Source organism: Myxococcus sp. RHSTA-1-4 (assembly GCF_020037125.1).
In the GTDB taxonomy this organism is placed as follows: Bacteria; Myxococcota; Myxococcia; order Myxococcales; family Myxococcaceae; genus Myxococcus.
Genome location: NZ_JAIQDG010000003.1, coordinates 27,393 through 52,743 on the forward strand (window position 1 = coordinate 27,393; position 25,351 = coordinate 52,743).

The 25,351-nt window shown below is 71.9% G+C and carries 19 protein-coding genes; 9 read left to right on the forward strand and 10 right to left on the reverse strand.

What is annotated here, in order from left to right; genetic code table 11:
• Nucleotides 1–2: 2 nt before the first annotated feature.
• Both K8638_RS05955 and K8638_RS05960 read right to left on the reverse strand, forming a co-directional pair.
• The gene (locus K8638_RS05955; RefSeq protein WP_370643923.1) at nt 3–2,192 is read right to left on the reverse strand and encodes a TonB-dependent receptor plug domain-containing protein; all 2,190 of its coding nucleotides are present in this window, start codon (nt 2,190–2,192) and stop codon (nt 3–5) included.
• Nucleotides 2,193–2,341: 149 nt separating this feature from the next.
• On the reverse strand, nt 2,342–2,620 hold the full coding sequence (locus tag K8638_RS05960; protein WP_223753440.1) for a LysR family transcriptional regulator: 279 nt from the start codon (nt 2,618–2,620) through the stop codon (nt 2,342–2,344).
• A 104-nt stretch (nt 2,621–2,724) separates the two neighbouring features.
• Here K8638_RS05960 and map point away from each other — a divergent pair, with 104 nt between their 5' ends.
• The 9 genes from map to K8638_RS06005 all read left to right on the forward strand — a co-directional run bounded on the left by map (nt 2,725) and on the right by K8638_RS06005 (nt 15,818).
• Nucleotides 2,725–3,549 (forward strand): type I methionyl aminopeptidase, encoded by an 825-nt coding sequence (map, locus tag K8638_RS05965; protein WP_223753441.1) that lies wholly within the window; start codon nt 2,725–2,727, stop codon nt 3,547–3,549.
• Nucleotides 3,550–3,851: 302 nt separating this feature from the next.
• Entirely contained in the window at nt 3,852–4,520 is a 669-nt protein-coding gene (locus tag K8638_RS05970; protein WP_223753442.1) for a DUF2231 domain-containing protein, read from the forward strand.
• Between the two features lie 213 nt (nt 4,521–4,733).
• Complete coding sequence (locus K8638_RS05975; RefSeq protein ID WP_223753443.1) at nt 4,734–7,148, forward strand: ABC transporter permease; 2,415 nt, start codon at nt 4,734–4,736, stop codon at nt 7,146–7,148.
• 236 nt (nt 7,149–7,384) lie between these two features.
• Nucleotides 7,385–8,029, forward strand: a complete 645-nt coding sequence (locus tag K8638_RS05980) for a hypothetical protein (protein ID WP_223753444.1) — start codon at nt 7,385–7,387, stop codon at nt 8,027–8,029.
• Nucleotides 8,026–9,771, forward strand: a complete 1,746-nt coding sequence (locus K8638_RS05985; RefSeq protein ID WP_223753445.1) for a hypothetical protein — start codon at nt 8,026–8,028, stop codon at nt 9,769–9,771. The genes K8638_RS05980 and K8638_RS05985 overlap by 4 nt, the downstream gene beginning before the upstream one ends.
• Before the next feature lie 275 nt (nt 9,772–10,046).
• Complete coding sequence (locus K8638_RS05990; protein WP_223753446.1) at nt 10,047–10,751, forward strand: hypothetical protein; 705 nt, start codon at nt 10,047–10,049, stop codon at nt 10,749–10,751.
• 189 nt (nt 10,752–10,940) lie between these two features.
• Complete coding sequence (locus K8638_RS05995) at nt 10,941–14,099, forward strand: TonB-dependent receptor domain-containing protein (RefSeq protein WP_223753447.1); 3,159 nt, start codon at nt 10,941–10,943, stop codon at nt 14,097–14,099.
• A gap of 31 nt (nt 14,100–14,130) precedes the next feature.
• A complete protein-coding gene (locus K8638_RS06000; RefSeq protein ID WP_223753448.1) occupies nt 14,131–14,940 on the forward strand; it encodes a hypothetical protein in 810 nt (269 codons plus the stop codon).
• A gap of 197 nt (nt 14,941–15,137) precedes the next feature.
• Nucleotides 15,138–15,818: a DnaJ family molecular chaperone gene (locus K8638_RS06005; protein ID WP_223753449.1), complete on the forward strand. Its 681-nt coding sequence runs from the start codon at nt 15,138–15,140 to the stop codon at nt 15,816–15,818.
• An 83-nt stretch (nt 15,819–15,901) separates the two neighbouring features.
• Here the strand turns inward: K8638_RS06005 and K8638_RS06010 are convergent, their stop codons facing one another.
• The 8 genes from K8638_RS06010 to K8638_RS06045 form a co-directional block, all read right to left on the reverse strand.
• Nucleotides 15,902–18,082, reverse strand: a complete 2,181-nt coding sequence (locus tag K8638_RS06010) for a serine protease (protein WP_223753450.1) — start codon at nt 18,080–18,082, stop codon at nt 15,902–15,904.
• 276 nt (nt 18,083–18,358) lie between these two features.
• Complete coding sequence (locus K8638_RS06015) at nt 18,359–18,748, reverse strand: PleD family two-component system response regulator (RefSeq protein WP_223753451.1); 390 nt, start codon at nt 18,746–18,748, stop codon at nt 18,359–18,361.
• Between the two features lie 222 nt (nt 18,749–18,970).
• Entirely contained in the window at nt 18,971–20,155 is a 1,185-nt protein-coding gene (locus tag K8638_RS06020) for a cytochrome P450 (RefSeq protein WP_223753452.1), read from the reverse strand.
• Between the two features lie 109 nt (nt 20,156–20,264).
• Nucleotides 20,265–20,834, reverse strand: a complete 570-nt coding sequence (locus K8638_RS06025; protein ID WP_223753453.1) for a regulatory protein RecX — start codon at nt 20,832–20,834, stop codon at nt 20,265–20,267.
• 103 nt (nt 20,835–20,937) lie between these two features.
• Nucleotides 20,938–21,330: a VOC family protein gene (locus tag K8638_RS06030; RefSeq protein ID WP_223753454.1), complete on the reverse strand. Its 393-nt coding sequence runs from the start codon at nt 21,328–21,330 to the stop codon at nt 20,938–20,940.
• Between the two features lie 58 nt (nt 21,331–21,388).
• A complete protein-coding gene (locus K8638_RS06035; RefSeq protein WP_223753455.1) occupies nt 21,389–22,498 on the reverse strand; it encodes a type IV pilus twitching motility protein PilT in 1,110 nt (369 codons plus the stop codon).
• A 1-nt stretch (nt 22,499) separates the two neighbouring features.
• A complete protein-coding gene (locus K8638_RS06040; protein ID WP_223753456.1) occupies nt 22,500–24,239 on the reverse strand; it encodes a type IV pilus twitching motility protein PilT in 1,740 nt (579 codons plus the stop codon).
• Nucleotides 24,240–24,541: 302 nt separating this feature from the next.
• The gene (locus tag K8638_RS06045; protein ID WP_223753457.1) at nt 24,542–25,078 is read right to left on the reverse strand and encodes an N-acetyltransferase; all 537 of its coding nucleotides are present in this window, start codon (nt 25,076–25,078) and stop codon (nt 24,542–24,544) included.
• Nucleotides 25,079–25,351: the final 273 nt, after the last annotated feature.

Below are 25,351 nucleotides of genomic sequence, written 5' to 3' on the forward strand. Positions count from 1 at the left end.
GCTCAGGGGACTCCACGCAGCCGCAGTCCCACGCGCGCGAGCAGGGGCGGGCCCAGGGTGTCCACGCCGGCGCGGCCCGCGAGGTACTCGCGGTCGAAGAGGTTCTCCACGGTGGCGAAGCCGTCCACCTTCCAGAAGAGGCGGCGGCTGGCGGACACGCCGACCACGGCGTAGCCCCCCAGGGCGCGCTCGTTGAGGTCGTCCTCGTACTGGATGCCGGTGACTCGCAGCTGCACCGTGGCGGTGACGAGGGCCGGGTCGTCGAAGGTGACGATGGCCGTGCCCCGGTGTCTCGGGTCCTGCGCGAGCTGCCGGCCCACCAGCTCCGGCTGGCCCGGGGCCCGGGTGACGGCCGGGTCCACGAAGGTGTACGCGAGCAGCGCCGTCCACCGGCGCGACAGCCGCCAGTCCACGCTCGTCTCCACGCCCCGCACCCGGGCCTGGCCCAGGTTCTGCCGCTGGCGCGTGGAGCCATCCGGCAGCGGCTCGGCGAGGGTGACGTTGGTGATGGGCTCGTCGAGCACGTTCCAGAAGCCGGTGACGCGCGCGGTGAGGCCGCGGGGGGACGCGGCCTCCACGCCGGCCTCGGCGCCCCACAGCCGCTCGGCGCGCAGCTCCGGGTTGGCGGCGGTGAGCACGGTGCCCACCTGGAAGGGACGGTACAGCTCGTTGAGCGTGGGGGCGCGGAAGGCGCGGTAGCCGGAGGCGCGCAGCGTGAGCCACTGCACGGGGCGCAGCCGCAGGCCCAGGCGCGGGCTGAGCTGCTGCTCGCCACGGTCCTCGAAGGAGGTGGTCTCCACGGCGCCACTGGCGCGCTCCACGCGTTGCTCGCCGTCCAGGTTGCGCCAGACGTCCAGGCGGAGCGCGGCGGACAGCTCCAGCGCGGGAGAGACGGTGTAGAGGTCCTGGAGGTAGAGGCCGCCGGAGAGCTGGGTGCCGCCGGTGGTGCGCACGCGGGTGGAGGTGGGCGTGGGCTCGGGCGGGAAGAGGTGCTCCTCGGAGGTGCCGGCCATGCGCCGCGCGTCCAGGCCGGCGGAGAGCACGTGGGTGCCGCCCCACGTCCACGAGGGCGCCGTCCAGAAGAGGGACGCGCCCTGGTCCTCCGCGGGCACGTCCTGGAAGGCGGCGCGTGACTCGCTGGCGCGGTCCGGTGCCACTCGCGCGCGGTTCTGTTCGAAGCGCTGCACGCGGCCGAAGAGGTCCAGGGAGAAGGTGCCGCGGTCCTCCGTGCGAAGGCGCGCGCCCGCGCCGAGGTGGGCCAGCCCCACGCGGGCGGTGGTGGAGGCGGTGCCGCCGTTCTGGTTCTCCCGGAAGACGCCGGCGCGGGCGGAGAGGGAGAGGGACTCGGAGACGTCCGCGTCCACGCGGCCGTTGAGCACGGCGTGGTTGCTGGGCGTGGCGGTGTCGATGGGGCCGCGCTGCGAGGCGGCGACGATGGGGTAGCCGTCGCTGGTCAGCAACTCCGTCTCCAGTGAGGCGCGCACAGCGCCCCAGCGCTCCGTGCCCCGGGCGGCGAGGAGGCCGGTGTCGAGGTTGCCGTAGCTGAGGTCGGCCTCGAGGCCCGGCCCGGTGATGGGGCGGGAGAGGAGCTGCACCACCCCTCCGAGCGCGCCGCTGCCGTAGAGGGCGGAGCCGCCGCTGGGGACGACCTCGATGCGCTCCAGGCCGAGCCGGGGAAGGGAGCGCCAGAACACCCAGCCACCGAAGGGGTCATTCACCGGGAGGCCATCCTGGAGCACGAGGCCGCGCGCGACGCCCGAGGGCGCGAGGCCCCGGAGGTTGACTCCCTGCGCGGTGGGGTCCGAGACGAGGCTCGGCGTGCGGCGGAAGGTGGCGGCGGAGGGCAGGGTGCGGACGAGCGCGTCCTGCGTCAGCGTGGGGCTGCGCTCGATTTCGTCGCGGGGAATGACCACGATGGTGGCGGGCACGTCGCGGATGGGACGTGGCAGCCGGGTGCCCGTGACGACCGTGCCGGCGGGAGCGCGGTCCTCCTCGCTGGGGGCGTTGCTCGGAGGCGCGGAGGCTCCCGCATCGGCCTCCCTGGACGAGGCCATGGCGGGGACGTCCCGGGTGGGGGCCGCGGAGTCACCTGCTCCGCCGTCTGGCGCCTGTGCGCGGGCCCCTGTCGAAGACAGCAGCACCCTGAGCACGGCCCACGGGAGGAGCGCACGGGAGCGGGTGGGGCGCGGCATGAAGGTCCAGGGAGTCCGAGGGGCGCGCGGTCCAGGCATATGAGCGCTCTAGCGGATGCCCGGGCAGGCAGGCACGTGAAGCCGTCCGGCGTCCTGGGGCGCGGAGGCCCTGAGCGTCGCGTGTTGAACGGCGCCCGGCCCGGGGCGGGTCACCCGCCGGTGTGGCTCCCCGCGACGCCTCGCACCGTGTGCACCGCCGCGTCGACCTCGGCGAGGATGCGGCGGGCGTGGAGCAGGAAGGCCTCGCCCGCGGGCAGCAGGCGCATGCCGTTGCGGGTCCGCTCGAACAGGCGGGTGCCGAGCTCGTCCTCGAGCGCGAGGATGTGCCGGCTGAGCGGAGGCTGCGTCAGGTGCAGCCGCCGCGCGGCCCGGCCCACGTGGCCCTCTTCGGCCACGGCGATGAAGGACTGGATGTGCGTGAGGCTCACGCTCCGCAGTCTAGCGTGCTCCCGGCGGCCGGTACACGCGGGGCCGGCGGTCATTCCGAAACAGCATTGGACGCCACGCCGGGGTGGACGCCACCTTGGCGGCCATGACGATTCCCCTGTTCAAGGGCTCCGACGTGGAGCGCCTGCGCCGCGCGAGCCAGGCGGCGGCGGGCACGCTGGCATATGTCGCGTCGCGGCTCGCGCCCGGCGTCTCGACGGCGGACATCGACGCGTGGGTGCGGGAGGACACGGCGCGCCGGGGCGGCAAGCCCAGCCAGTTGGGCTTCCACGGCTTCCCCGCCACCGTCTGTACCAGCCGCAACCAGGTGGTCTGCCACGGCATCCCCCGCCCGGATGAGCACCTCGCCCCGGGCGACATCATCAACGTCGACGTGACGACGTTCCTCGACGGGTTCCATGGGGACACCTCGGCCACGTTCCTCATTGGCGACGTGTCCGCCGAAGCGCGTCACGTGGTGGACGTGGCGCGGCGGTGCCGGGACGCGGGCATCGCGGTGGTGCGCCACGGCGCGCGGCTGGGGGACATCGGCGCGGCCATCGAGGAGCTGGCTCGGAAGGAGGGCTGCAGCGTCGTGGAGGAGTTCGGCGGGCACGGCATCGGCCACCAGATGCACGCGCCTCCCGTGGTGCCCCACACGGGGAAGCGCGGCACGGGCATCAAGCTGCGCTCGGGCATGGTCCTCACCGTCGAGCCCATGGTGAACCTGGGACGCCCGGGCATCCGCGTGATGCCGGACGGCTGGACGGTGGTGACGGAGGACGGGCGCCTCTCCGCCCAGTTCGAGCACACGATTCTCGTCACCCGTGAGGGCTGTGAGGTGCTCACCCGGCAGGAGCTGCCGCTGACCATTCCCGTGCTTGTGAGTCAGCACTTCGGCACCGGGGCGGAAGCGGCGCACGGCGCCTGAGCACGCCCCGCGTGGAATGGAGGTTCCGTTCCACGTCTTGCTGGAAGAGGCGCCCGGCGCCCGGGCGTGTTCCACATGGAATGGAAGTTCCATTCCACGTCTTGCTGGAAGAGGCGCCCGGCGCCCGGGCGTGTCCCGCGTGGAATGGAGGTTCCGTTCCACCGGGCGGGCTCCCGAGCGTCCGCATGGGCCGGCTGCCGCGCGGAGCTCATGGACCCCGCCGGACGAGGCGGGCAGGCAGCCAGTCCTGCCGTGGCCCCGTGGGATGCACACCCTCATCGTCAGTGCCAGGAGGGCGGGCGATGAAGAGGGAGATGTTGCTGCACGAGCTGCATCCGGCGGTGGTCCACGCACCGCTGGCGCTGCTGCCCACGGCGGCGGTGGCGGACCTCATCTCGGTGACCACGGGGGACAAGGCCTGGGGGAAGGTGGCCCGCCGGGTGTGGGTGGCGGGCACGCTGGGCGGGCTGTTCGCGGGGGTCGCGGGACTGGCGGCCAGTCAGGAGGTGCGGATGGATTCTCCGCGCGCCCGGGACATGGCCTTTCTGCACGGCACGGGCAACACGCTCATCGTGCTGGGGGCCCTGGGGGTGACGGCGTGGCGGCTGCGGCGCGAGCCCACCCTCACCAGCGCACTGGTGGGCCTGGGCGCGTGCGGGCTGGCGCTCTACACGGCGGCGCTCGGCGGGAAGCTGGTCTACGAGCTGGGCGTGGGCATCAACCCGATGCCTCAGGACGCGGCGCAGGGCACGCTGAGGGGACCACCGCTGCTGTCGCGGAACGCGCCCGTGGTGCTGGTGAGGGACGCGCTCCGGGGCGTGAGGTGGCTGGTGTCGCGAGCCCGCGAGCTGCTCACCGGGGAAAGGCCGCTCGCTCCTGGCTCCGAGGGACTCCGCGCTGCCGAGGACGCCACCCTGCCGCTCCCGCTCGACGAGGTGCACCCGCCGGGCAGGCCCGTGCCGCGGGCCTGATGGGGGCCGCGCGCACTGAGTGGACGGGGGCGGGCCCGGTGCCCGCGAGTTGGAACGTGAACGGCATCGGCGCCCGGAAATGGGACCGCTGTTCCCACTTCCGGTCAGGCCTCCCGGGCATCCGGGCAGGCCCACCATCGTGGCAGGCGTGGCATCCTTGTTGCTGCTGACGGCGTGGCGGTTGCTCCCCACTCCCCCGCCCGTCCCCACAGCATGACTGCCCTCCTTCAGGAGCTCCGGCTCGCGGTCCGCGCGTTGCTGCGTGAGAAGGCGTTCACCGCCGTCGTCGTCACCACGCTGGCGCTGTCCATCGGCGCGACCACGGCCGTCTTCAGCACCGTGTACCAGGTGCTCTGGCGGCCCCTCCCGTACCCCGAGGCCTCCCAGCTCTACCGTCTCTTCCAGACCACCACGCCGGGCGCGGGCGCGGGGCCGCACCGGGACCGGGCTCGGGTGTCGACGCCCGTGTGGAACGCGTGGCGCGAGGGCGCGCGGAGCTTCTCCGCGATGGAGGGCTTCCAGGGCGGACGGCAGCAGCTCCGAGGAACGGAGTCCGATGAGCGGGTGATGGTGGCGCGGGCCTCCGCCGGGCTGCTGCCGATGCTCGGAGTCCAGCCCACGCTGGGGCGGCTCTGGGGGGCGGACCTCGAGGTGCCGGGGCGCGACCGCGAGGCCGTGCTCTCGCACTCGCTCTGGCAGCGGCGGTATGGAGGAGACCCCTCCGTGCTGGGGCGGAGCGTGGTCCTGGACGACGAGGTGCACACCCTCGTCGGCGTCCTCCCCGCGAGCTTCCAGTTCGAGCCCGAGGTGGAGGTCTGGAAGCCCCTGGCGCTCGACCCGGCCACCGAGAAGAACAGCGCGCTGCGCGTCTTCGGGCGGCTCCGCCCGCACGCCGCCCCGGAGCAGGGGCACGCCGAGCTGCTCCGGCTCGCGATGGACGCCGAGCGCGTCCCGGACGTGACGCTGACCGGCGTGAGCCTGGAGCCCCTGCATGGGCTCTGGGTGGAGCAGTCCCGCACGCAGCTCCAGGTGGTGACGGGGGTGGCGGTCCTGTTGCTGCTGCTCGGGTGCGCCAACCTCACGAATCTGCTCCTGGCGCGGGGCAGCGCGCGGATGCACGAGATGTCGGTGCGCATCGCGCTCGGCGCGAGCCGTGCCCGGCTCGTCCGGCTGGTGCTCGTGGAGAGCCTGGTGCGGGCGCTGCCCGGTGGCGCCATGGGTCTGCTCGTCGCCCTGTGGGGCCGCGAGCTGCTGAGCACGCTCATCCCACCCCAGCTCGTGACGGGGCCGGGCCTCGAGCCCTTCGTCCTGGTGACGGCGTTGGTGACCTCCATGGCGACCGCGGTGCTGGTGGGCGTGCTGCCCGCGCTCCACGCGTCCCGGGGCGGGGGGCGGGGCGTGCTCGGCCGGTTGACGCGCGGCTCCAGGGCGACGTCGATGGGCCTTGCCCGGCCGGTGCTCGTCATCGTCCAGTTGTCGCTGGCGATGGTGCCCCTGGTGGGCGCCGGGCTCATGCTGCGCACGGTGTGGAAGCTGCAGCATGTCCCGCTCGGCTTCGAGCCACGCGAGGTCGCCGTCGCCGAGCTGTTCGTCCCCCTGGAGAAGTACGCCGGGGGCGAGGCCGCCGTGGCCGCCACCCGGGAGGTCCTCGCCCGGCTGGAGGCGATTCCGGGGGTGACGGCGGTGGGCCTCACGGGCAACCTCCCGTTCTCCGGCAGTGTCTGGCGGCAGACCACGGGCTTCCACGTCGTGGGAGCGCCCGCTCCGGGCGAGGAGACGGCCCAGGCGGGGTACGTGCCCGCCACGGAGGGCTACTTCCGGGCGCTGGGAATCCCGCTGAAGGAGGGCCGCTACCCGAGCGCCGCGGACACGGCCGGCAGCCCGCGCGTGGTCGTCGTCACCGAGGCGTTCGCGCGCCGCTACCTCCCGGGCCGGAGCGCGGTGGGCGCCCGCCTCCAGCTGGACCTGACGGACGCGTCGCGGGGCTCCCACGAGGTCGTCGGCGTCGTCGGGGACGTGCCGATGGAGCGGCTCTCGACGGTGCCCCAGGGGGACCTCTACGTGCCCCTGGGGCAGGAGCCGCGCCGCAACCTGAGCCTCGCGGTGAAGTCCACGCTGCCCCTGGGGCAGCTCACGCCCTTGTTGCAGCAGCAGGTGCGGGCCGCGGACCCGAACCCGCGGATGGTGAAGGTCCGCCCGCTGGAGGGCGCCGTGGAGGACAGCTATGTCCAGGCGCGCGTGGTGGGGTGGCTCCTCGGCGCGTTCGCGGTGCTGGCGATGGTGCTGGCGGCGGTGGGGCTCTACGGCATCCTCGCCTTCTGGGTCGCCCAGCGCACCCGGGAGCTGGGGATTCGGAGCGCCCTGGGCGCGACGCCGGGCGGCCTGCTGCGGATGGTCGTCGGGCAGGGGCTGCGGCTCGCGGGCGTGGGGCTGGCGGTGGGCTTGCCAGGCGCGGCGCTGATGGCGGGCACCCTCTCCGCGCTGCTCTACGGTGTCTCCCCGTACGACCCGCTCATCTTCATCGGTGCGCCCGCGGTGCTGCTGCTCACCGCGCTGGCGGCGAGCTGGCTCCCGGCGGCCTCCGCCATGCGCGTGGCCCCGAACGAGGCGCTCAAGCGGGACACCTGAGCCGGTGGGGCGCGCTCACCGCCGCCAGAGCGCTGCCGTTGTTCTGGCGCCGTGCCGTGAAGGTTCGCCAGTGTTCACCTCGGACCTGGGGGGACTGCCCGAAGGGGCGGGGAGCGCCTCCCGCCACGGGACAGTCGCGGCACGCGGGTGTCACACGACGAATCTCCTTTCCCCCCGGGAGGTTTGATGTCGCCCGGAAATGGCGCTAGAGCTGCGTGGCAGCGAGCGGGGGACGCATGCGCGCACGGGTGGACATGGCGGGGCTGGGCGGACTGGTGCTGGGCATCGCGCTGCTCGCGGCCGGAGTGCCGCTGCTGGTTCCCAAGTGGGTGCTGGAGGACACGCCGAAGCGCCGGGAGCCCTCGGCGGCACCCGAGCGGGCGGCTTCCGCGGTGGCGGCGTCCGCTCTCAAGGAGCGCAAGGACGCACCGGAGCCGCGGCTCCAGGTGGAGCTGGCCCGGGGCAGCGAAGGCGTGGCGGTGGAGGTGGCGCGCGCGCGTTCGGAGCCGGCGGCGCTGGCCCGGTTCGCACAGCAGGCGCTGGTGCCGCTGACGCCGGACGAGGAGGCGCTGCTGCGCGAGGAGCCGGTGGATGACATCGCCGCGCTGGTGGTCCGCACGGAGCGCGCGTTCCTGGACGCGACGCCCGCGACGCGTGTGGAGAAGGAGCGGCGCTACCTGGCCGCGCTGAACCTGGCCGCGAAGCTGGCGGCTCCACCGGAGCCCTCCGCCGCGGACGTCCGGGCGCGGGAGGTGGACGCGCGCTACCAGCGGGCGCTCGCGGAGGAGCGGGTGAAGTGGCGGGGCCTGCCCCCCGAGGAGCAGGCCCACCAGCAGGACGCATTCAAGGAGTGGTTCTTCAGCGGGGAGGAGACGCGATGAAGGCGTTCATGGGGGCATTCCACGCGCTGGTGCTGCTGGTGCCCGCGGTGGCGCTGGCGGTGCCGCACTACGTGGCCCCGCGCGACTGGGGCAGCTTCATCTGGCTGAGTACGTACCTGGACGCCGGCCAGTCCTACACCTTCGAGACACGGGATTTGACGGGCACGGCGCCGGACACGGTGCTGCACGTGCTGCGGGACAGGAGCGGCTGGAGCCAGGTGGCGGTGAGTGACGACTGCGCGGGGACGACGCGCTCGTGTGTCACGTTCACTGCGCCCGACTCGGGTTACTACCGCGTGTGGGTGCGCGCGTACGCGGACGGGCGCGGCGGCACCGCGAGCGTGTACCGAAACGGTACGCTGCTCGTGGCCAACCAGCCCTTCGGCGGCGTGCCCATCTCCTTCGCGTGGAATGCGAAGGAGACCTTCCGGGCCACGTCCACCACGCCCAATGCCGGCGACCACCTCGTCTTCCTGCTGCGCTCCAACACGGAGTACCTGCAGCACGACGATGACAGCGGCCCGAAGCACTACCCGCGCGTCGTGGCCTCGAGCACGCAGAACGGCGGCAGCCAGCGGGTGGTGGTGGGGCGCTACCCGGGCAGCTCGGGCACGGCCAGCTTCGTCCATGACGAGGAGCTGTGGTCCACCATCTTCGACGACAACGATGGGGACGAGGACGGCATCTCCGACGCGCTGGAGCCGCTGGCCGGGTTGAGCAAGGACAACGCGGACTCGGACGGGGACATGGTGCCGGACACGTGGGAGCTGTTCGGCAACGATGGCTTCTCCTTCTCCGAGTGGGGGAGCCCCACGGCGCGGGACGTCTACGTGGAGGTGGACTGGATGCAGCACCCGACGAACCCGTACCTCACGCGCCAGCCCTACCCGGCGCTGGTGGCGGACGCGGCGGCGGTGTTCTCGCGGGACTCCGGAGTGCGGCTGCACGCCTTCATCGACGGGGCGCTGCCCTGGCACGAGGTGGTCTGCTTCGGCGCCTGTAGCGGCGGGGTGGACTTCTACTCGCTGAAGGGGAGCGGGTTCTCCTCGGCGAACCCGGAGCGGCGGCCGTACTTCCATTACGTGGTGTGGGCCAACAAGCACTCCAGCAGCACGAACTGCTCGTCGGGCCGGGCGGAGATGCTGGGCAACGACGTCATCATCAGCATGGGGTGCTGGAGCAGCCCGAGTGCCGCCGAGCAGCGCGGCACCTTCATCCACGAGCTGGGGCACAACCTGGCGCTGGACCACAACGGCAACGACGTGGCGGGGCAGTACAGCGAGGTGCACAACAGCGTGATGAACTACCGCTACCAGCTCACGGGCGTGAGCCACTCGGGGTGGCACTCGTACTCGTTCGGAGGCAACGGGTGCGCGGCGTGCGGCTCGTCGCCGAAAGCGGAGTGCATCGAGTGCCGCGACGGCTTCCTGGGCTGCGGCTTCCCCGGGTGCGGCTCGTGTGACTGTGACGTGAATGAGTGGGGCTCGCTGGCGGTGGACTTCTCGGACGACGGCGACGCGGATGACGGCGCGGGGCGCACGTTGCTGGCGAGCTACGCGCCGGATGACAAGGGCGGGCCGGCGCGGTTCCAGCCGCTCGTTCCGTATGTGGAGCGGCCGGAGGCGATGCGGCGCGAGGCGGTGCTCCGCAAGCGGGAGCGGCTGCTCGCCCGGGGACAGGTGGAGGGCAGGGACTTCCACGTGTCGCCGGACGGCACGGTGCTGTATGCCGAGTGCCCGTGAAGGGGCACGCGGCTGACACGGTGCTCCGGCGGCCCGGTGGATGCCGTGCGGCTGGACGCCGGGCGATGGGGGGCTTCCTCCTCGTCCTCGGACTCGCGGGCTGCCGGGCTCGCTCCGATTCCACTCCCTCGGAGGCGGGCCCGGCCGCGGCGCCTCCGGGGACGGCCGTGCTGGCAACGCCCTCCGGGGCGCGTCCCGGTTCCAGGACTCCGGAGGTGGGAGCGGGGGAGCTCCCTTCGCCGGAGCCTGTCTCCACGGAGCCCCGAGCCGGGGCCGTGAGTCCCTGTTCCGAGGTGTGGCGCGCCGCGCAGGTGGACGTGGCCTTCAAGGAGGAGCCGGAGGACGCGGCCGGGCAGCGCACGGGCCCCCGGCTGGAGCGGCGCTTCACGGTGGCCCGGCAGCTCCAGGGCGCGTACCGCTACCAGGACCAGTGGGCCTCGGTGCTGGAGTACGAGTCCGGCCCGGTGTGCGGAGGCGTGAGCTTCAGCCTCACGGTGCCGGACGTGCTCGCGGACCTGAGGGGGCGCGCGGTGACGTGGGCGAGCCACCGCGAGCCGGCGGGCTGCCTGTCGAGCGACGGCGAGGAACCGGTGCTGCTCGCGGGCGACACGCTGCGCGACGGGAAGGGGAAGCTGCTGCTGCTCACGGTGCCGAGCGGACCCACCACGCCTGGAGGCGAGGTGCTGCTGCCCCCGGGCCTCGTTCCGGAGCTGCGCGTCCAATGGGAGGAGGCCGGCTGCGCGGTGGAGCAGGGCGCTCGCACCCGGGGCGTCCGGCTGCGCTTCGAGGACGCGCGGGCCCGGAACGGAGCTTCCATTCCAGTCGTCGCGAGGGTCGGCGAGACGGTGCCGCTCACGCTGAACGGCACTCGTTACGAGGTTCGCGTGGCACGTGCCCGGGCGGACACGTCCGGCCGCTGCGGGCAGGCGGTGTTCACGCTGTTCCGGGAAGGACTGCGCGAGCAGCGGCCTGTCCGCTGATGCCCCGTCCCTGGGCGCCGCGACTGGCGAGGGCGCGGGGCGGGGATTCACTGCCCGTGAGCGCCTGCTGCCTGCTATTTTCAGTATTGTTGCTTTCTCGTGATTCGAGACAGAGTGCGCCCCCAGTTCCTTGGAGGGGAGTCAGCTTTGTCCAGACGCGTGGGTCTCGCTCGCGGGCTGTGTCTCGCGATGTTGCTATGGGGTGCGGGGGCGTTCGCCCAGGGCACCTCGGTCATCACCGGAACCATCTCCAACGCCGCGGACCAGAAGCCGCTCGCGGACGCGGTGGTGACGGCCACGTCGCCGAGGCTGCAAGGAGAGCAGGTCGTGGTGACGGACGTCACCGGCCTGTACCGCATCCCCCAGCTTCCGCCCGGCACGTACACGCTGCGCGTGGAGCGCGACGGCTACGAGCCCTTCGTGCGCACCGACGTCGTGCTGCGGCTGGACCGCACGGTGCGCGTCAACATCCAGATGCTGCCCTCGTCGCTGGGCGAGACCCTCACCGTCACCGCCGCGCCCCCCACGGTGGACGTGGGCTCCAGTACCGCGGGCCTGAGCGTGGATTCGGACTTCATCCGCAACATCGCCGTCGTCCGCCCGGGCTCCAAGGGCTCCGCGTCGCGCTCCTTCGAGTCCCTGGCCGAGCTGGCCCCTGGCGCCGTGGAGGACCGCTACGGCGTGAGCGTCAGCGGCAGCAGCTCGCCGGAGAGCCAGTACGTGGTGGACGGCCTGTCGGTGAACGACCCGAGCGTGGGCACGCTGGGCACGCCGCTGTCGGTGGAGTTCGTCCAGGAGGTCAACGTCATCACCGGTGGCTACATGCCCGAGTACGGCCGCTCCACGGGCGGCGTCCTCAACGTCGTCACCAAGTCCGGCTCCAACGAGTTCCACGGCTCCGTGTTCGCCAACATGGCGCCGGGCTTCCTCCAGCGCTCCGGCACGGAGGTCCGTCAGGCGGGCAGCGTCATCTCGGCCCAGGGCACCCCGTGGAACCAGGGTGACTTCGGCTTCGACCTGGGCGGCCCCATCGTCAAGGACAAGCTCTGGTTCTACGTGGGCGTGGCGCCGTCCTTCAACCGCATCCGCGTGGACCGCCAGCTCAGCAAGCTCGAGTTCTGCGACACGGTCGACCCGGCGAATGGCTGCGATGCCGTGGGCGCGCGGCGGAAGGACCCCACCACCGGCTTTGGCGTGGCGACGCCCATTGAAGGCACTCGCGTCAGCCGCTTCGCGGACGAGCGCAGCGTGCAGTACATGACCAAGCTGACGTACCTCTTCAACCCCGACCACAACCTGTCGCTGTCCGTCTTCGGCACCCCGCGCTCCTCCGGCGGCGCGGGCAAGTACTCGTTCAGCGACGACGGCGACCCCGAGGTGTGCGTCGGCCTGTCCTGCACCGCCTTCGTCCAGGGCTCCTACGACTCCATCGCCACGCGGCGCTCCAACGGCGTGCTGGACATCGTCGCGAAGCAGGCCTCGTCGTTCTTCGACAAGAAGCTGCTCGTCGACGCGACGCTCGGCTGGCACCACCAGGCCGACGACATCCTGCCGTCGGACGGCTCCGCGCTGGGCTCCAGCGAGGGGCTGGCCGGGCAGTCCAACATCGCCTGGCGCCGCACGCGCAACCCGGGTCCGCACTCCATCACCGAGTTCGAGTCGCTGCCCGACCCGTCCGTCTGTGGCGCCACGCCCGCCGAGCAGTCCCGCAACTGCCCCGTCACCAGCTACTCCACCGGCGGCCCCGGCACCATCAGCGTCCAGGAGCTGGACCGCGTGCAGGGCAAGGTGATGGGCACGTTCCTCCTGGAGGCGCTCGGCCACCACATCTTCAAGGCCGGCTTCGACGCGGAGCGGATGAGCTTCTACAACAACCGCGCGCGCACGGGCCGCACCCCCTGGCAGGAGTGCACGGACGGCTCCTGCTTCTTCAGCCTCAACGAGTACGGCTACCTGGCCGGCCCGGACACGCCGGTGTTCCTCGCCAGCAAGGAGGGCACGTCCACGTCGATGACGGTGGGCGGCTTCGTGCAGGACAGCTGGTCCGTGCTGGACAAGGTCACCGTCAACGTGGGCCTGCGCTACGACGTGCAGACCATTTGGGGCCTGGACAACCAGGTGGGCCTGCACCTGCCCAACCAGTGGTCGCCCCGCGCCGGCATCATCTACGACTTCACCCAGCAGGGCCGCTCCAAGGTGTTCGTGAACTTCGCGCGCTTCTACGAGAACGTGCCCCTGGACCTGGCGGACCTGTCCTTCCCGCAGCAGCAGCTCCTGTCCGCCACCTACGACGCGCCGGCGTGCAACCCGAGCGACCGCGAGTCGCTGCTGACGGGGTGCAGGGACAGCCGCAACCGGCAGCCCCTGGGCAACCGCGAGAGCCCCAACCAGCTCTGGGACGCCCAGGGCGGAGACCGCGTGCCGGTGGACCCGGACATTCGCGCGCAGTCCGCGGACGAAATCATGGTGGGCGCGGAGTACGAGCTGCTGCTGGGCCGCTTCGGCGCCACGTACACCCACCGCAGCCTCAACGACGTCATCGAGGACATGAGCCGGGATGACGGCAACACCTTCTTCCTCGGCAACCCCGGCAAGGGCTACTCGACGGACTTCCCGCTCGCGCGCCGCGAGTACGACGCGGTCAACGTGTACTACCAGAAGGCCTTCGCCAACGGCTGGCTGGCCCAGGCCAGCTACACGTGGTCCAGGCTGCGCGGCAACTACTCCGGCCTGTTCCGCGCGGACACCGGGCAGCTGTCGCCCAACCTGACGCGCGACTTCGACCTGCTGTCGCTCACCACCAACCGCGACGGCCCGCTGCCCGGAGACCGCGCGCACGTGCTCAAGGCGTTCGGCGCGCGCGAGCTGAGGCTGACCCAGGACACCAGCGTCGTCGTCGGTGGCAGCTACCGTGGCCGCTCGGGCACGCCGCTCAACTACCTGGGCGCGCACCCGCGGCGCAGCGGCTCGGAGACGTTCATCCTCCCCCGCGGCAGCGCCGGCCGGCTGCCCTGGGTGCACACCATCGACTCGCACGTGGGCGTCAGCCAGAAGCTGGCCGGTGACTACACGCTGGACCTGTCGCTGGACGTCTTCAACCTCTTCAACTTCCAGCAGTACACCAACGTGGACCAGACGCTGACCTTCACGCGCGTGTACGCCATCGAGCAGGGCGGGAAGCCGGCGGACCTCTCGGCGTGCCTCACCGCGCAGAACCCGGAGTGCCGAATCATCGCCACGTCGAACAACCAGCCCATCAACCCGGCGGACATCAACCCCAACTTCAAGCGCCCCACGGCGTACCAGGCGCCGCGCTCCATCCGTCTCGGCGCGAAGCTGAGCTTCTGAGCCCCGGCTCCCGACAGAGAGGACACCTTCCATGAAGCTTCGACTGATGGGATTGAGCCTGGGCGTGGCGGCGGCCGCCGTCACGGTGGGGGCGTGCAGCATGGAGGAGCCGGAGCCGCAGTGCGTGGTGGCACGCGCGGTCATCGACGGCTCCACCGGCTCGTTCGCGACGACGTACACCCTGAAGGCCGGACAGAACCCGGACCGCGCGTGCGCGCAGCTCAAGCCGGAGGCGCTGGGCCTGCAGAAGTTCTTCGGCGAGGACCCGGGCGCCCCGGACACCGTCGCCGTGCGCAGCGCGCGGATGGGCAAGCTGCTCGAGGACTTCGCGTCCCGGCCGGACCCCGACCCCACGCACCAGCCGTTCTCGGTGGGGCCGTTCGCCAGCGAGTCGCCGGGGCCGGACAACTTCTGCGACGTCCCCACGCTGACGCCCGCCCGGCTGGACGTGCCCGCCTCGGCCGCGGGGCTGCCGGACGGAGGCACGCTCCCGGACGGCGGTCCGCCTCCCGAGCTGCCTCCGCAGAGCTTCACCTACGAGTGGAGCAACCTGCGCATCTACAACACGCCGGGCATTCCCGGCACGCAGTTCACCGCGGAGCTGCGCTACACGGAGAACGGCTGCACCGCGGAGTACACCGCCAAGGGCATCTGGCCGGTGGTGAGCTGCCGGGGGCGCGACGGGAAGCCCAACGAGGCCGCGTGCGACCCGTACGCGGACTACGACGCCGGCCGGCTGCGCGGCTCGGGCATCAACCCCATCTTCCCCGTCAAGTGCGACCCGGACGCGCTCATCTGCGTGCTCACCGGCGAGGTGCCGTCGGAAGAGCAGCAGCCGTGACGCCCGCGCCGCGTTGACGTGAGCGGCCCCAGCGGGGACCGGAAGCCCGGAACACCGGGCAACCGGTCCCCGTTGACGTCTGGGGGAGTGCTCGCGCGTTCAGGACCCATCTCGACATTTCGCGCGCGGGACGCTACATCGTCGCGCCGCGCCGCCGGGGGCGAGCGCCACGGCGGTCCACGGCACGGTCCTGCGCAATGCTTTCGGTTCCCTTCTTCGGCACCGCGACGGAGCTCTCCAGGTTCACCCACCGGGCCGGTACCTCGGTGGTCCTCGCGAGCACGGACGGCGCGGAGAGCGCCTTCCCCCAGGACCTGGCGGAGCGCATCTGGGCGTGGTCCGCGGACGTGAGGCTGGCGTCGGCCAGTCCCGAGGCACTCCAGTGCGTCGCGGGTGACGCCATCCACCCCGGTGACGTCTTCATCTTCGCGGATGGCAAGCTGAGCTGGCGGAGCGAGCCGGCGCAGAACCTGGACACGCAGGCGCTCGCGGCGCACGCCGTCTCCGTCTTCGTCAGCGCGCTGTCGCAGCATGGCTACGTCCGGCTCAAGCAGCGCGAGCGCAACGAGGCCATCTTCACGCGCGTGAAGCTCGTGGCCATGGAGCGGCTCCTGAAGAACCGGGCGAAGCGGGCCGCCCGCGCGAAGCCGGCGCCCGAGCCGGTGGAGGACCCCTACACGCTGCTGGGGCTGACGCCGCAGGCCACCTTCGAGGAGGCCCGCGCGGCGCGCAACGCGCTGCTCCAGCAGTACCACCCGGACAAGGTGGCCGGGCTGGGGCCGAAGCTGCGCGAGGTGGCGGAGGTGGAGACGAAGCGAATCAACGCCGCCTTCGCGAGCCTCCAGGCCCCGGTGCGCGGCGGCCGCCGGCGAGGGTAGCCCTCACCCGCGACGCCGCGTCCGGGGCCCCACACCCGCGGGAGGACAGGGCTCCCGCGAGCATGGGGACGGCTCAGGAGGGACTACTGGGGCTTCGGCTGGCCGAACGGGAAGATGTCGTAGCCGATGCCGCCGAGGCTGCCCTGCTTCGGGTCGGCCTCGTCGAACTGGACGACCTCCAGGTGGTAGGGCGCGGGCTCCTGCGGAGCCTCGGGCGAGCGCTCGAAGTACAGGCCCAGCTCGTGCTCCTCGTTGAAGGCCACGGGGAGGTTGTAGAGCGTGCCGCCCATGGGGTTGATGACCTCGAAGGTGCCCTCACCCGTGCGCTCCAGGCCCTCGGCCCTGGCGCCGCCCTTCATCCAGGCCTCGACCAGGGCCGGGGGAAGCCGCAGCACCACGCGGCCCGCCTTCGTCGGGAAGGGACGCTGCTGGTCCGCCAGCGGCGTGCGCACCACGAAGCGCAGCGCCGTCACCTTCTCGTGGACGTTGCGGAGGATGAAGCGCACCTCCTGCTTCAGGGACTCCAGGTCCACGATGTTCACGTTGCGCCAGATGATGTTGTTGTTCTGCCGGACGTTGTAGTTGATGTCCGTCGTCTCCGCGAACGTCATCGGGTCCGTGGCGGACTCCCAGCGGGCCACGAGGCAGTAGTGGCCGGTGCCCGGCAGCGAGGCCCACGGCACCTGGATGATGGTGGTGTCCGGGGTGAAGCCGTTGACGGGCACGTCGCCGAACTGCGTCCAGTTGCTCTGCCAGTTCAGGCCGGTGGAGGCGTTGGCGTAGTACAGCTTCAGCCGGCCGCTGGCGCCCGGGCGCGGGCCGCCGTGCATCTTCACGTAGACGTAGTTCGTCTGGCCGAACTCCGGGTTCTGGTGGACGTGCGGGTTGGCGACGCCGTCCGGCTGCTTGCGGACCCAGATGTACGGGCTGGCCCACATGTCCTGGGTGGCGGTGGCCGGGTCCGGCTCCAGGCCGGTGTCGGACCAGGTGTCGCGCATCCAGACGTCATACGGGTCCGGGCAGGAGGCGCTGCGCAGCGCGCAGGTGGGCAGGTTGGCGCCCAGGTGGCTGATGATGGAGGTCATCGGCACGCCGCGGTTGGGGCAGTTGGCGCAGTGGTGCAGCGCGACGACGCGGTGGTCCGAGTAACCGATGACGGGCGAGCCCGAGGAGCCGCCCTGGGTGTCCGCGTAGTAGCCGACGTCGGCCGGGCCGCCGGACTGGCACGCGGGCTCGGTGGTGCTGAAGATTTCAGCGAAGCCCGAGGCGTCCGTGGAGTGGGTGGAGTTGCGGGCGATGCGCTTGCCCCAGGCCGCCGCGTGCTGGGGAATGTAGATGCGCTCGTTCACCACCGGCGCGGAGTTGCGGAGCTGGAGGTAGCCGTAGGTGTTGGTGGGGTTGGTGGGCAGGAGCACCAGCGCGTAGTCGCGCGGCGCGTTCACCGCCACCAGCGTGGAGGAGGTGGCCACCACGGTGCCGGGACAGGCGAACCAGCTCGAGCAGTTGGTGGCACAGGTGGCACCCTCGGCCATGAACTCGAAGTCGGTGTTGGCCGCGTCGGACGCGCTGCCGATGCAGTGCTCGTTGGTCATCACGTGGCCCTGGTTGCCCACGAGCCAGCCGGTGCAGGCGCCGGAGCCGTTGATGAGCAGGCGCGCCACGGCGCGCGAGTGCTTGTAGGCGCGCGGGTCCGAGCCCTGGTAGCAGCGCGCGTTCGCCGAGTCGTCCGGGCCGCACAGCGCCTCGGTCTCACCGCCGAGGGCGGAGAGGTCGGCGATGCCGCGGGCGAACTTGTCGATGGTGTAGCCGGACTTCGCGCGGCCGCCCACGCTCCACAGCTCGACGATGGCGACGTCACCGGAGATGTGGCCGCTCCAGAAGCCCTCCTTCACGGGGCCCGTGCCGTCGCCCTTGCCGAAGCGCTCGTAGCGGTACTCGCGCGAGCCGTCCGGGGCGCGGATGATGACGTAGTCGCCGGGCGCGAGGTTGAACTCGCTGAAGTGCGGGGCGATGTACGTGGCGCCGGGGCTGCTGATGCGGTCCGTCCAGGACAGCACCGCCTCCTTGCGTACGCCCTCCGCCCGCGCCTCGGGCTGGCGCGACTTGAACGTGGCGACGACGTCCTCGCCCACCTTCACGCGGCCCTGCGCGTCCTTCTTCAGCTCCGGTGTGGACTTGCGACCCTCGCAGACGGCGGCGTCTCCGGCGCTCGCGCCAGAGCCGACCAGCAGCAGGCCCGCCAGCAGCAGGCCTCTCAGATTCACTCTCAAGTGACACCTCGGGATGGATGGAATCGGGGAATGGGCGGCGCGAAGACGCGCCGGCCCGGCCGAGGCAGGAGCAAGCAACGAGCCAGGAAACCGCCGGTTCCAGGGCTCGCGCCATCCCAGAGGAGGTGCACCGGGAGGGTAGGGCCGCACCCCGGGCGCCAGGCCTTCCCGGCTGTGACCTTTCATGTCACAGCGAGGGGCGTGCTGTTGCCTGCGGGGCCACTGCGGGGTGGCCCTGTCGAGCGTGGGGAGGCGGGCGCTGGAGCGCCCTCAGGCCACGGAGGCCAGGGAGGGCCCGTCGCGTCCTCCGCCGAGGCTGAGGGCCACCTGGTGCTTGAAGCGCTCCAGGTCCCCATCCTTGTGCAGGAAGATTTCGCCGCGAGGGGCACAGAAGAAGGGCTCGCTGCTGTGGATGATGAGCGGGGTGTGACGGAGCCGCTCGTCCGCGCGCAGCCGCTGGCACAGCTCCAGGCCGTTCATCCTCGGCATGCGCACGTCGGTGATGATGAGGTCGGGCCGCAGCGCGAGGGCCAGCGCCAGCCCCTCCTGTCCGTCCCTGGCGGTGGTGACTCCGCAGCCCAGCTCTTCGAGGGTCAGCGTGTAGATCTCCAGCAGGTCTCCATCATCATCGACCAGCAGGACCCTGGGCTGTGAGTTCATGATGCGCCTCGTTCAAGCAATGGCCGCTTTCGCGCCCCGTTCATATAGACAGGTCCACGAGAGCGAGGATGTGAACGGGCGTTTTTGCCCGTGGGTCCGGGCGGCGCGGTGGCTTTCCTCGCCATCTTCCCGCCGGTGGGCTCCTGCCCGGTGGGCGGACGGGGGACTTCCCGCCCGCCCGGCGCCTGGCTGGAGTCACGCGGGCGGGAGGGACTCCTGGCCTCAGGCGGGGACGAGGTCCACCGGCAGGCTCTGGGGCCCGCGGATGGTGAGGCCGGGGAGCCACTGGATGTCCGGGGAGCGGAGCCGGAGCGCGCGGATGCGGGGGATGAGCGCCTCCAGCGCGAGCCGGGCCTCCATCCGCGCGAGCTGGGCGCCCAGGCAGAAGTGGATGCCGTGCCCGAAGGTGAGGTGCTGGGTGCCCTTGTCCCGGCCCGGGAGGAACCGCTCCGGCTGTTCGAAGACGCTCTCGTCGCGGTTGGCGCTGGCCACCAGCCCCATCACCAGGCTGCCCGCGGGCACCGTCGTGCCGGACAGCTCCACGTCCGACAGGGCGATGCGGAAGGCGAACTGGGTGGGGGGCTCGTAGCGGAGCACCTCCTCCAGGAAGCGGGGGATGTGCGTCTTGTCCGCGCGGGCGTGCTCGAGGTGCTCCGGGTGGCGGGCGAGGAGGATGGCCGCATGGCCGATGAGCTGGGCCGTCGTCTCCATGCCCGCGGGCAGCAGCAGGAATAGGAACGACAGGACTTCTTCGTCGGTGAGCTGGCGCCCCTCCACCTCGGCCCGGAGCAAATCACTCACCATGTCGTCACCGGGAGCGCGGCGGCGCGCGGCGATGACGTCTCCGAGGTAGGCCTCCATCTCCCTCACCGTGGCGCGGACGCCCTCGTATTGCGCGGGCACGGCGGAGCTGAGGAGGCCCATGTTCACCGACCAGCGCTTGAACTCGGTGAAGGTGGACGGCTCCAGGCCGAGCATCCGGCCGATGATGTTGCGTGGCAGCGCGAAGGAGAGCGCGTCCACGAAGTCCACCTCGCGCCGGCGGACGGCGGCCTCGGCCAGCGTCTCCGCCTCCTGGCGCACCTGGGCCTCCAGCCGCGCCATGCCGCTGGCGCCGAAGGCGCGGCTGAGCAGCGCGCGGAGCGGGGTGTGGCGCGGCGGGTCCTTCGTGACGAGCGACTGGGCTATCGGGTTCGGACCCAGCCAGGGCGGCTCGGCCGTCACCGCGAGCGCCTCGGACGAGAAGCGCTGGGCGTCCTTGTAGAGGGTGCGCACGTCCTCGTAGCGGGCGGCGGCATAGGCGCCGAAGGGCTCGATGCGGCAGAGCCCGGGCTCGGCGCGCATCCGGGCGTAGAGGGCGTGGCGCTCCGCGTCGGTGGTGGGGGCGAACAGGTCGTACGTCTGCAACGGCGTCTCCGTGGTGGTGGCCGCGGCGTCGAAGCCTGGGCGCGGCGGCCCGCTGGCCCGTGAGGGTTGGGGCTCTTGATGGAGATACGGACGGTGCCGGGCGGGCTGGCTACTCGGGCGTCGAGTCGATGACCTTCTTCGCGATGCCGAAGGAGAACCCGGCCCTCGCGAGCGCGGCGAGGTCTCTCTGTCGGTTCTCCTCCCGGGAGGCGGCATTCTTCCGGAAGGGGCCGAGGCGCTTCTTCCGGGCCCAGATGCGCGCGGCCTCCTCGTCGGAGACCTCCGCCGTCGCGTCCGCGAGCTTCTGGGTGACGAGCTCCGCCGCGACGCCCTTCATCCGCAGCTTCTGGGCAATCACCCGGGTGCTGCGGCCCGAGGCGCGCAGCGAGTGGGCCTTCATGCGCGCATAGGCCTCGTCATCGAGGAGGCCGTTGCGGATGAGCTTGGCGACGAGCGCGTCCAGCCACCCGAGCGCCTCGGCGCGGTCCCCACCGTGGAACTTGAGGGACCTGTCCACCCGGCGCATGAGCACGCGCTTGAGCTGGCTCTGCGTGGCCGCGTACCGCTTCAGGTAGTGCAGCGCGGCGTTCTCCAGGTACGTCGGAGACACCTTGCGAGGTCGTTTCGGCTTCCGGGGGCCCGCCGCCTTCCTGTCCTGTCCTCCCTGCGCCTCGTCCATGACGGGGGCGGGTCTACCACCCGGGTCTGACGGTCAGAAGCGTGGGTTTGCCCCCGGGGAGGTAGGGGGCGCACGGCCCGGGTGGCCCCCGTCCGGCCGTCTGCTACTTCGCGGACTCGAACAGCGCGGACACCGTGCCGGACGGGTCCTCGATGACGCAGAAGCGGCCCATGGGGCCCGCGGAGCGCACCTTGCCGCGGACCTTGCCTCCCAGCGCGGTGACGCGCTCCAGGCTCCGGTCCAGGTCCTCCACGGTGATGTAGACAATCCACCCGGTGGGCATGTCCGCGTTCGGCCCGCGCGCGTGACAGATGCCGCCCGCGGGCGTCTCGCTGCCGGGCGGAGTCATCACGAAGTCCTCGTACCCGCCCATGTCGATGCCGGAGACCGTCCAGCCGACCACGTCCCAGTAGAAGTCCCTCACCGCCACCGCGTCCTTCACCGTGAGGTCCATCCAGCCCACTGTGCCTACCGCCGGCTTGCCTGACTCGCTCATGTGCCCCTCCCTTTTCGGTGGGGCACTCTAGCGGCGCGCAGCGGGGAGGCCGAGCCCCTCACAGCGACTTCAGCGACTCCGGCACCTCCCACTCCGGCTTGAGCCGGGAGATGACCTTGGCGAGGTTCTCCTTGTCCTGCGCCTTCTCCAGCGCGGCCTCGGGAGTAATCACGCCCTCCTTCACCAGCCGCTCCAGGTGCATGTCCAGCGTCTGCATGCCCTGGCTCTGGCCGGCCTGCATCTTGGACGCAATCTGGAAGACCTTGCCCTCGCGAATCATGGAGGCGATGGCGCTGCCACCCACCAGGATTTCCAGCGCCGCCACGCGGCCCTTGCCGTCCGCCGTCTTGATGAGCTGCTGCGCGACGATGCCCGCCAGGCTCTCCGCCAGCATGCCGCGCACCTGCGCCTGCTCGTCCGCCGGGAAGGCGTTGATGATGCGGTCGATGGTGGCCGGCGCGCTGTTGGTGTGCACCGTGGCGAACACCAGCACGCCGAAGCTCGCGAGCTGCAGCGCCAGCTTCATCGTCTCGTTGGTGCGAAGCTCGCCGATGAGGATGACGTTCGGGTCCTCGCGCCCCGCCGAGCGGATGGCCGTCGCGAAGCTGGACGCATGCGGGCCCACCTCCCGGTGCGTCACCTGGGCCTTCTGCGACTCGTGGACGAACTCCACCGGGTCCTCAATCGTGAGGATGTGCGCCGGGCGGCTGTGGTTGATGTAATGAATCATCCCCGCCAGCGTCGTGGACTTGCCGCTGCCCGTGGGGCCCGTCACCAGCACCAGCCCGCTGCGCCGGTCCGCCAGCTTGCGCACCACCTCCGGCGTCTTGAGGTCCTCCAGCGACAGCACCTTGCTGGGAATGGTGCGGAAGACCGCCGCCAGCCCCGTCATCTTGTTGAAGTAGTTGGCGCGGAAGCGGGCCTTCGTCCCGTAGCCGTAGGCGAAGTCCAGGTCCAGGTCCTCCTGAATCTGGCGCTTCTGCTCCGGGGTGATGATTTCGAAGAGCAGCGCCTCGATGTCCGCCTGCGTGAGCGGCATCTCGTGTAGCGGAATCAGCTCGCCGCGGATGCGGCCCAGGGGCGGGTAGCCGACGCCCAGGTGCAAGTCACTGCCCTTCTGCTCCAGCAGCGCGTCGAAGAGGGTGGCGATACGAGGGGTGGCGTTCATCTCACGAGCCCTTCCTGCCCATCAGCGAGCCCATCTTGCTCAGGAGCCGCGCTCCGTCCTGGGGCGTCTCCGGCGCCGCCACCGTGGCGCCCGGGCGCTTGCCCGTCACCATGGCCTCCAGCTCGTCCGGGTTGTCCGCGAAGCCCTTCGCCACCTCCAGCGTCACCTTGCCGGCGCGGACCAGGTCCGCCAGCGAGTCCTCGAAGCGGATGATGCCCAGGCTCTTGCCGCGCTGCTGCAGCGAGGGAATCTGGTACGTCTTGTTGTCGCGGATGAGGTTGCCCAGGCCCACCGAGCCCGGCAGCAGCTCCGCCGCCGCCACCAGGCCCTTGCCGTCCGCGCCGGGCATCAGCCGCTGGCTGACGATGAGGCGCAGGCCGCTGGACAGCGACAGGCGCACCTGCTGCTGGTCCGCCGGCGGGAAGAGGTCGATGAGCCGGTCGATGGTCTTCGCCGCGCTCGGCGTGTTCATGGTGCTGATGAGCAGGTGGCCCGTCTCGCTGGCCGCCAGCGCCATGCGCACCGTCTCCGTGTCGCGCAGCTCGCCCACCACGATGACGTCCGGGTCCTCGCGGAGGCTGCCCTTGAGCGCGCTGGCGAACGTCTTCGTGTGCGTGCCCACCTCGCGCTGGCTGATGAGCGCCTTCTTGCGCGGGTGGACGAACTCCACCGGGTCCTCCACCGTGAGCACGTGGTGCGTCGTCTCGCGGTTGATGATGTCCACGATGGCCGCCAGCGTGCTCGTCTTGCCGTGGCCGGACGGGCCGGTGATGACGATGAGGCCCTGGTGGTGGTGCGTCGCCTTGGCGATGTCCGCGGGCAGGCCCAGCGACTCCAGCGTGGGCACTTCACGCGCAATCACGCGGAAGGTCCCCTTGAGCCCCGTGCGCTGGCGGCTCACGTTGACGCGGAAGCGCCCCATCTCCGGCGACTCCAGCGAGAAGTCGCAGCTGCCGTCCTTCTCCAGCACCGGCCGCAGCCGCTCGGGCACCACGGGGTGCAGCAGTTGCTCCACCCGGGCCGCCTCCAGCGGCGCGCCCTGGGGCACCAGGTCACCCACGAGACGGAAGAGGGCGGGGCGGCCCGCCACGAGGTGCACGTCGCTGGCCCCCATGCTCCGGGCCTCCTCGAGGAGCACGGCCAGGTCTCTCGCCGTGCCGGTGAAGGCGCGCGGCATGGGGGCCGCGCGGGCCTGCACCGGGGCCGCCGCCTCCGCCGGAGCCGGACGCGCGGCGGCGGGCACGGCAGCGGCGGCGGCCTGCTCGGACGCGGGCGCACGAGCGGAGGGCGCGGATGCCGCGGCGGGCGTGGACACGGGCGCGCGCGCGGCGGCGGCCTGCGCCGTGGCGGCGGGAGCCGCGGACACGGGCGCGCGAGCGGCGGCCTGCGCCGTGGCGGCGGGCGCGGCGGTGGAGGGCGCGGGCGCGGCCGGCGCGGCCTCCGAGGCGCGGCTCAGCCGCAGGTGGACGAGGTCCCCCCGGCGCATGGCGGCGATGGAGAGCGCGCCCAGGCCGGTGGCGTTGACGGACCACTGCACGGGCGTCTCCGTCACGGTGCCGGCGCGCGCCAGGCCCACCATGGCCTGGAGGGCGCGGGTGACGTCCTCGGTGGTGACGGGGGAGGGGTCCACCGGCTCGTAGCCGTTGCTCCCACGGATCATCGGCGGGCGGCCGGTCGCCAGGGTCAGCTCGGTGACTCCGGGGCGGGCCAGGTGCCGCAACAGCTCTGCGAGGGGTTTCATGCGGGGGGATGTCCAGACCGCGGGGGACGCGGGGAGCGCAGGATAATCGACATTCCGTCCGAAGCGCGTCACCCGGCGGATGACGCCGGGCCGTCGCGCCCGTCATCCCGACCTCCGGGCAGGCGCTCCCACACCCACCGTCCGGGCAGGCGGCCGCCAGGCGGCGTCGCGCACCGCCTGGAGGACAGGCCTGGAGGGAGGGGGAACCCGTGTGGGGGAAGTCATGCTCCGGGGCCGGAGTGCCGGGCCCACGCGGAGCGGGGGCAGGAGGGGGACCTCCCGCCCGGGGACCGCGGGGCCGCCTACAGCTCGCGGGACATCAGGAGGCGGAGCTTCCCGGACTTCTTGGACACCACCGTGGCCACGGTGGTGAAGCCCGCCTTCCGGTAGAAGCTCACCGCGGCCGAGTTGGACGGATCCACCCGGAGGGCGATGGTCTTCCGGTACATGTCCCGGGCCGCCTTGAGGGCCTGCTCCAGCAGGACGCCGCCGAGGCCCTTCCGGCGCAGCTCGGGCTTGACCACGATGTTGCGCAGGTACGCCGCGCCCGGCACCGGGCCGTCCCGCTCCACCGTCACGTAGCCGACCCCCTGGCCCTGCAGCTTCGCCACGTGGATGTAGGGCCTGAGCTGGGTGAGCGCCTTGAGGCTGTCTTCCTGCGTCTCTCCCCGGCTCTTCCAGGGCTCGGAGCCGGCGCGCAGGGCCGCCACCGCCGTCATGTCCTCGTCGGTGGGCGCGGTGAACTTCACCGCCGTCATCAGGTCGTTGGGGACGCCCGCCACGTCCAGCACCGGCGCTGGGGCCGTCTCCACGCCCGGGTCCACCTGCTTCATCGTCATCGCCTTGCTCCTCCGTCGAGCTGAGATCCTAACCGCTCCCCCGGCACCCGTGCACGCGGTGATTCCGCGCACATTGTCCTCTCAAGTGAGGAGACTGTCTTCCCCAATTGTGAGGAGCCGGACTCGGCCAAACCCCCCATGCGCTCAGCCCATTCCAGGGATGAGCCCTGCTTCCACGCCCGGAATCCGACCGGCCTTCCGTGCGAGCCTGCTTCCCACTATAAAAACCGGAGCCGTGTACGAGGGTTGGACCGCCGACCTCGACCGGCCCCC

Excerpts from the sequence above, each read along its gene's own strand:
- K8638_RS06045 (WP_223753457.1), bottom strand. The coding sequence starts at position 25,078 with ATGACGATGAAGCAGGTGGACCCGGGCGTGGAGACGGCCCCAGCGCCG.
- K8638_RS05995 (WP_223753447.1), top strand. The coding sequence starts at position 10,941 with ATGTTGCTATGGGGTGCGGGGGCGTTCGCCCAGGGCACCTCGGTCATC.
- K8638_RS06040 (WP_223753456.1), bottom strand. The coding sequence starts at position 24,239 with ATGAAACCCCTCGCAGAGCTGTTGCGGCACCTGGCCCGCCCCGGAGTC.
- K8638_RS06030 (WP_223753454.1), bottom strand. The coding sequence starts at position 21,330 with ATGAGCGAGTCAGGCAAGCCGGCGGTAGGCACAGTGGGCTGGATGGAC.
- K8638_RS05985 (WP_223753445.1), top strand. The coding sequence starts at position 8,026 with ATGAAGGCGTTCATGGGGGCATTCCACGCGCTGGTGCTGCTGGTGCCC.
- map (WP_223753441.1), top strand. The coding sequence starts at position 2,725 with ATGACGATTCCCCTGTTCAAGGGCTCCGACGTGGAGCGCCTGCGCCGC.
- K8638_RS05955 (WP_370643923.1), bottom strand. The coding sequence starts at position 2,192 with ATGCCGCGCCCCACCCGCTCCCGTGCGCTCCTCCCGTGGGCCGTGCTC.
- K8638_RS06025 (WP_223753453.1), bottom strand. The coding sequence starts at position 20,834 with ATGGACGAGGCGCAGGGAGGACAGGACAGGAAGGCGGCGGGCCCCCGG.
- K8638_RS05975 (WP_223753443.1), top strand. The coding sequence starts at position 4,734 with ATGACTGCCCTCCTTCAGGAGCTCCGGCTCGCGGTCCGCGCGTTGCTG.
- K8638_RS06000 (WP_223753448.1), top strand. The coding sequence starts at position 14,131 with ATGAAGCTTCGACTGATGGGATTGAGCCTGGGCGTGGCGGCGGCCGCC.
- K8638_RS05980 (WP_223753444.1), top strand. The coding sequence starts at position 7,385 with ATGCGCGCACGGGTGGACATGGCGGGGCTGGGCGGACTGGTGCTGGGC.
- K8638_RS06015 (WP_223753451.1), bottom strand. The coding sequence starts at position 18,748 with ATGAACTCACAGCCCAGGGTCCTGCTGGTCGATGATGATGGAGACCTG.
- K8638_RS06035 (WP_223753455.1), bottom strand. The coding sequence starts at position 22,498 with ATGAACGCCACCCCTCGTATCGCCACCCTCTTCGACGCGCTGCTGGAG.
- K8638_RS06005 (WP_223753449.1), top strand. The coding sequence starts at position 15,138 with ATGCTTTCGGTTCCCTTCTTCGGCACCGCGACGGAGCTCTCCAGGTTC.
- K8638_RS05970 (WP_223753442.1), top strand. The coding sequence starts at position 3,852 with ATGAAGAGGGAGATGTTGCTGCACGAGCTGCATCCGGCGGTGGTCCAC.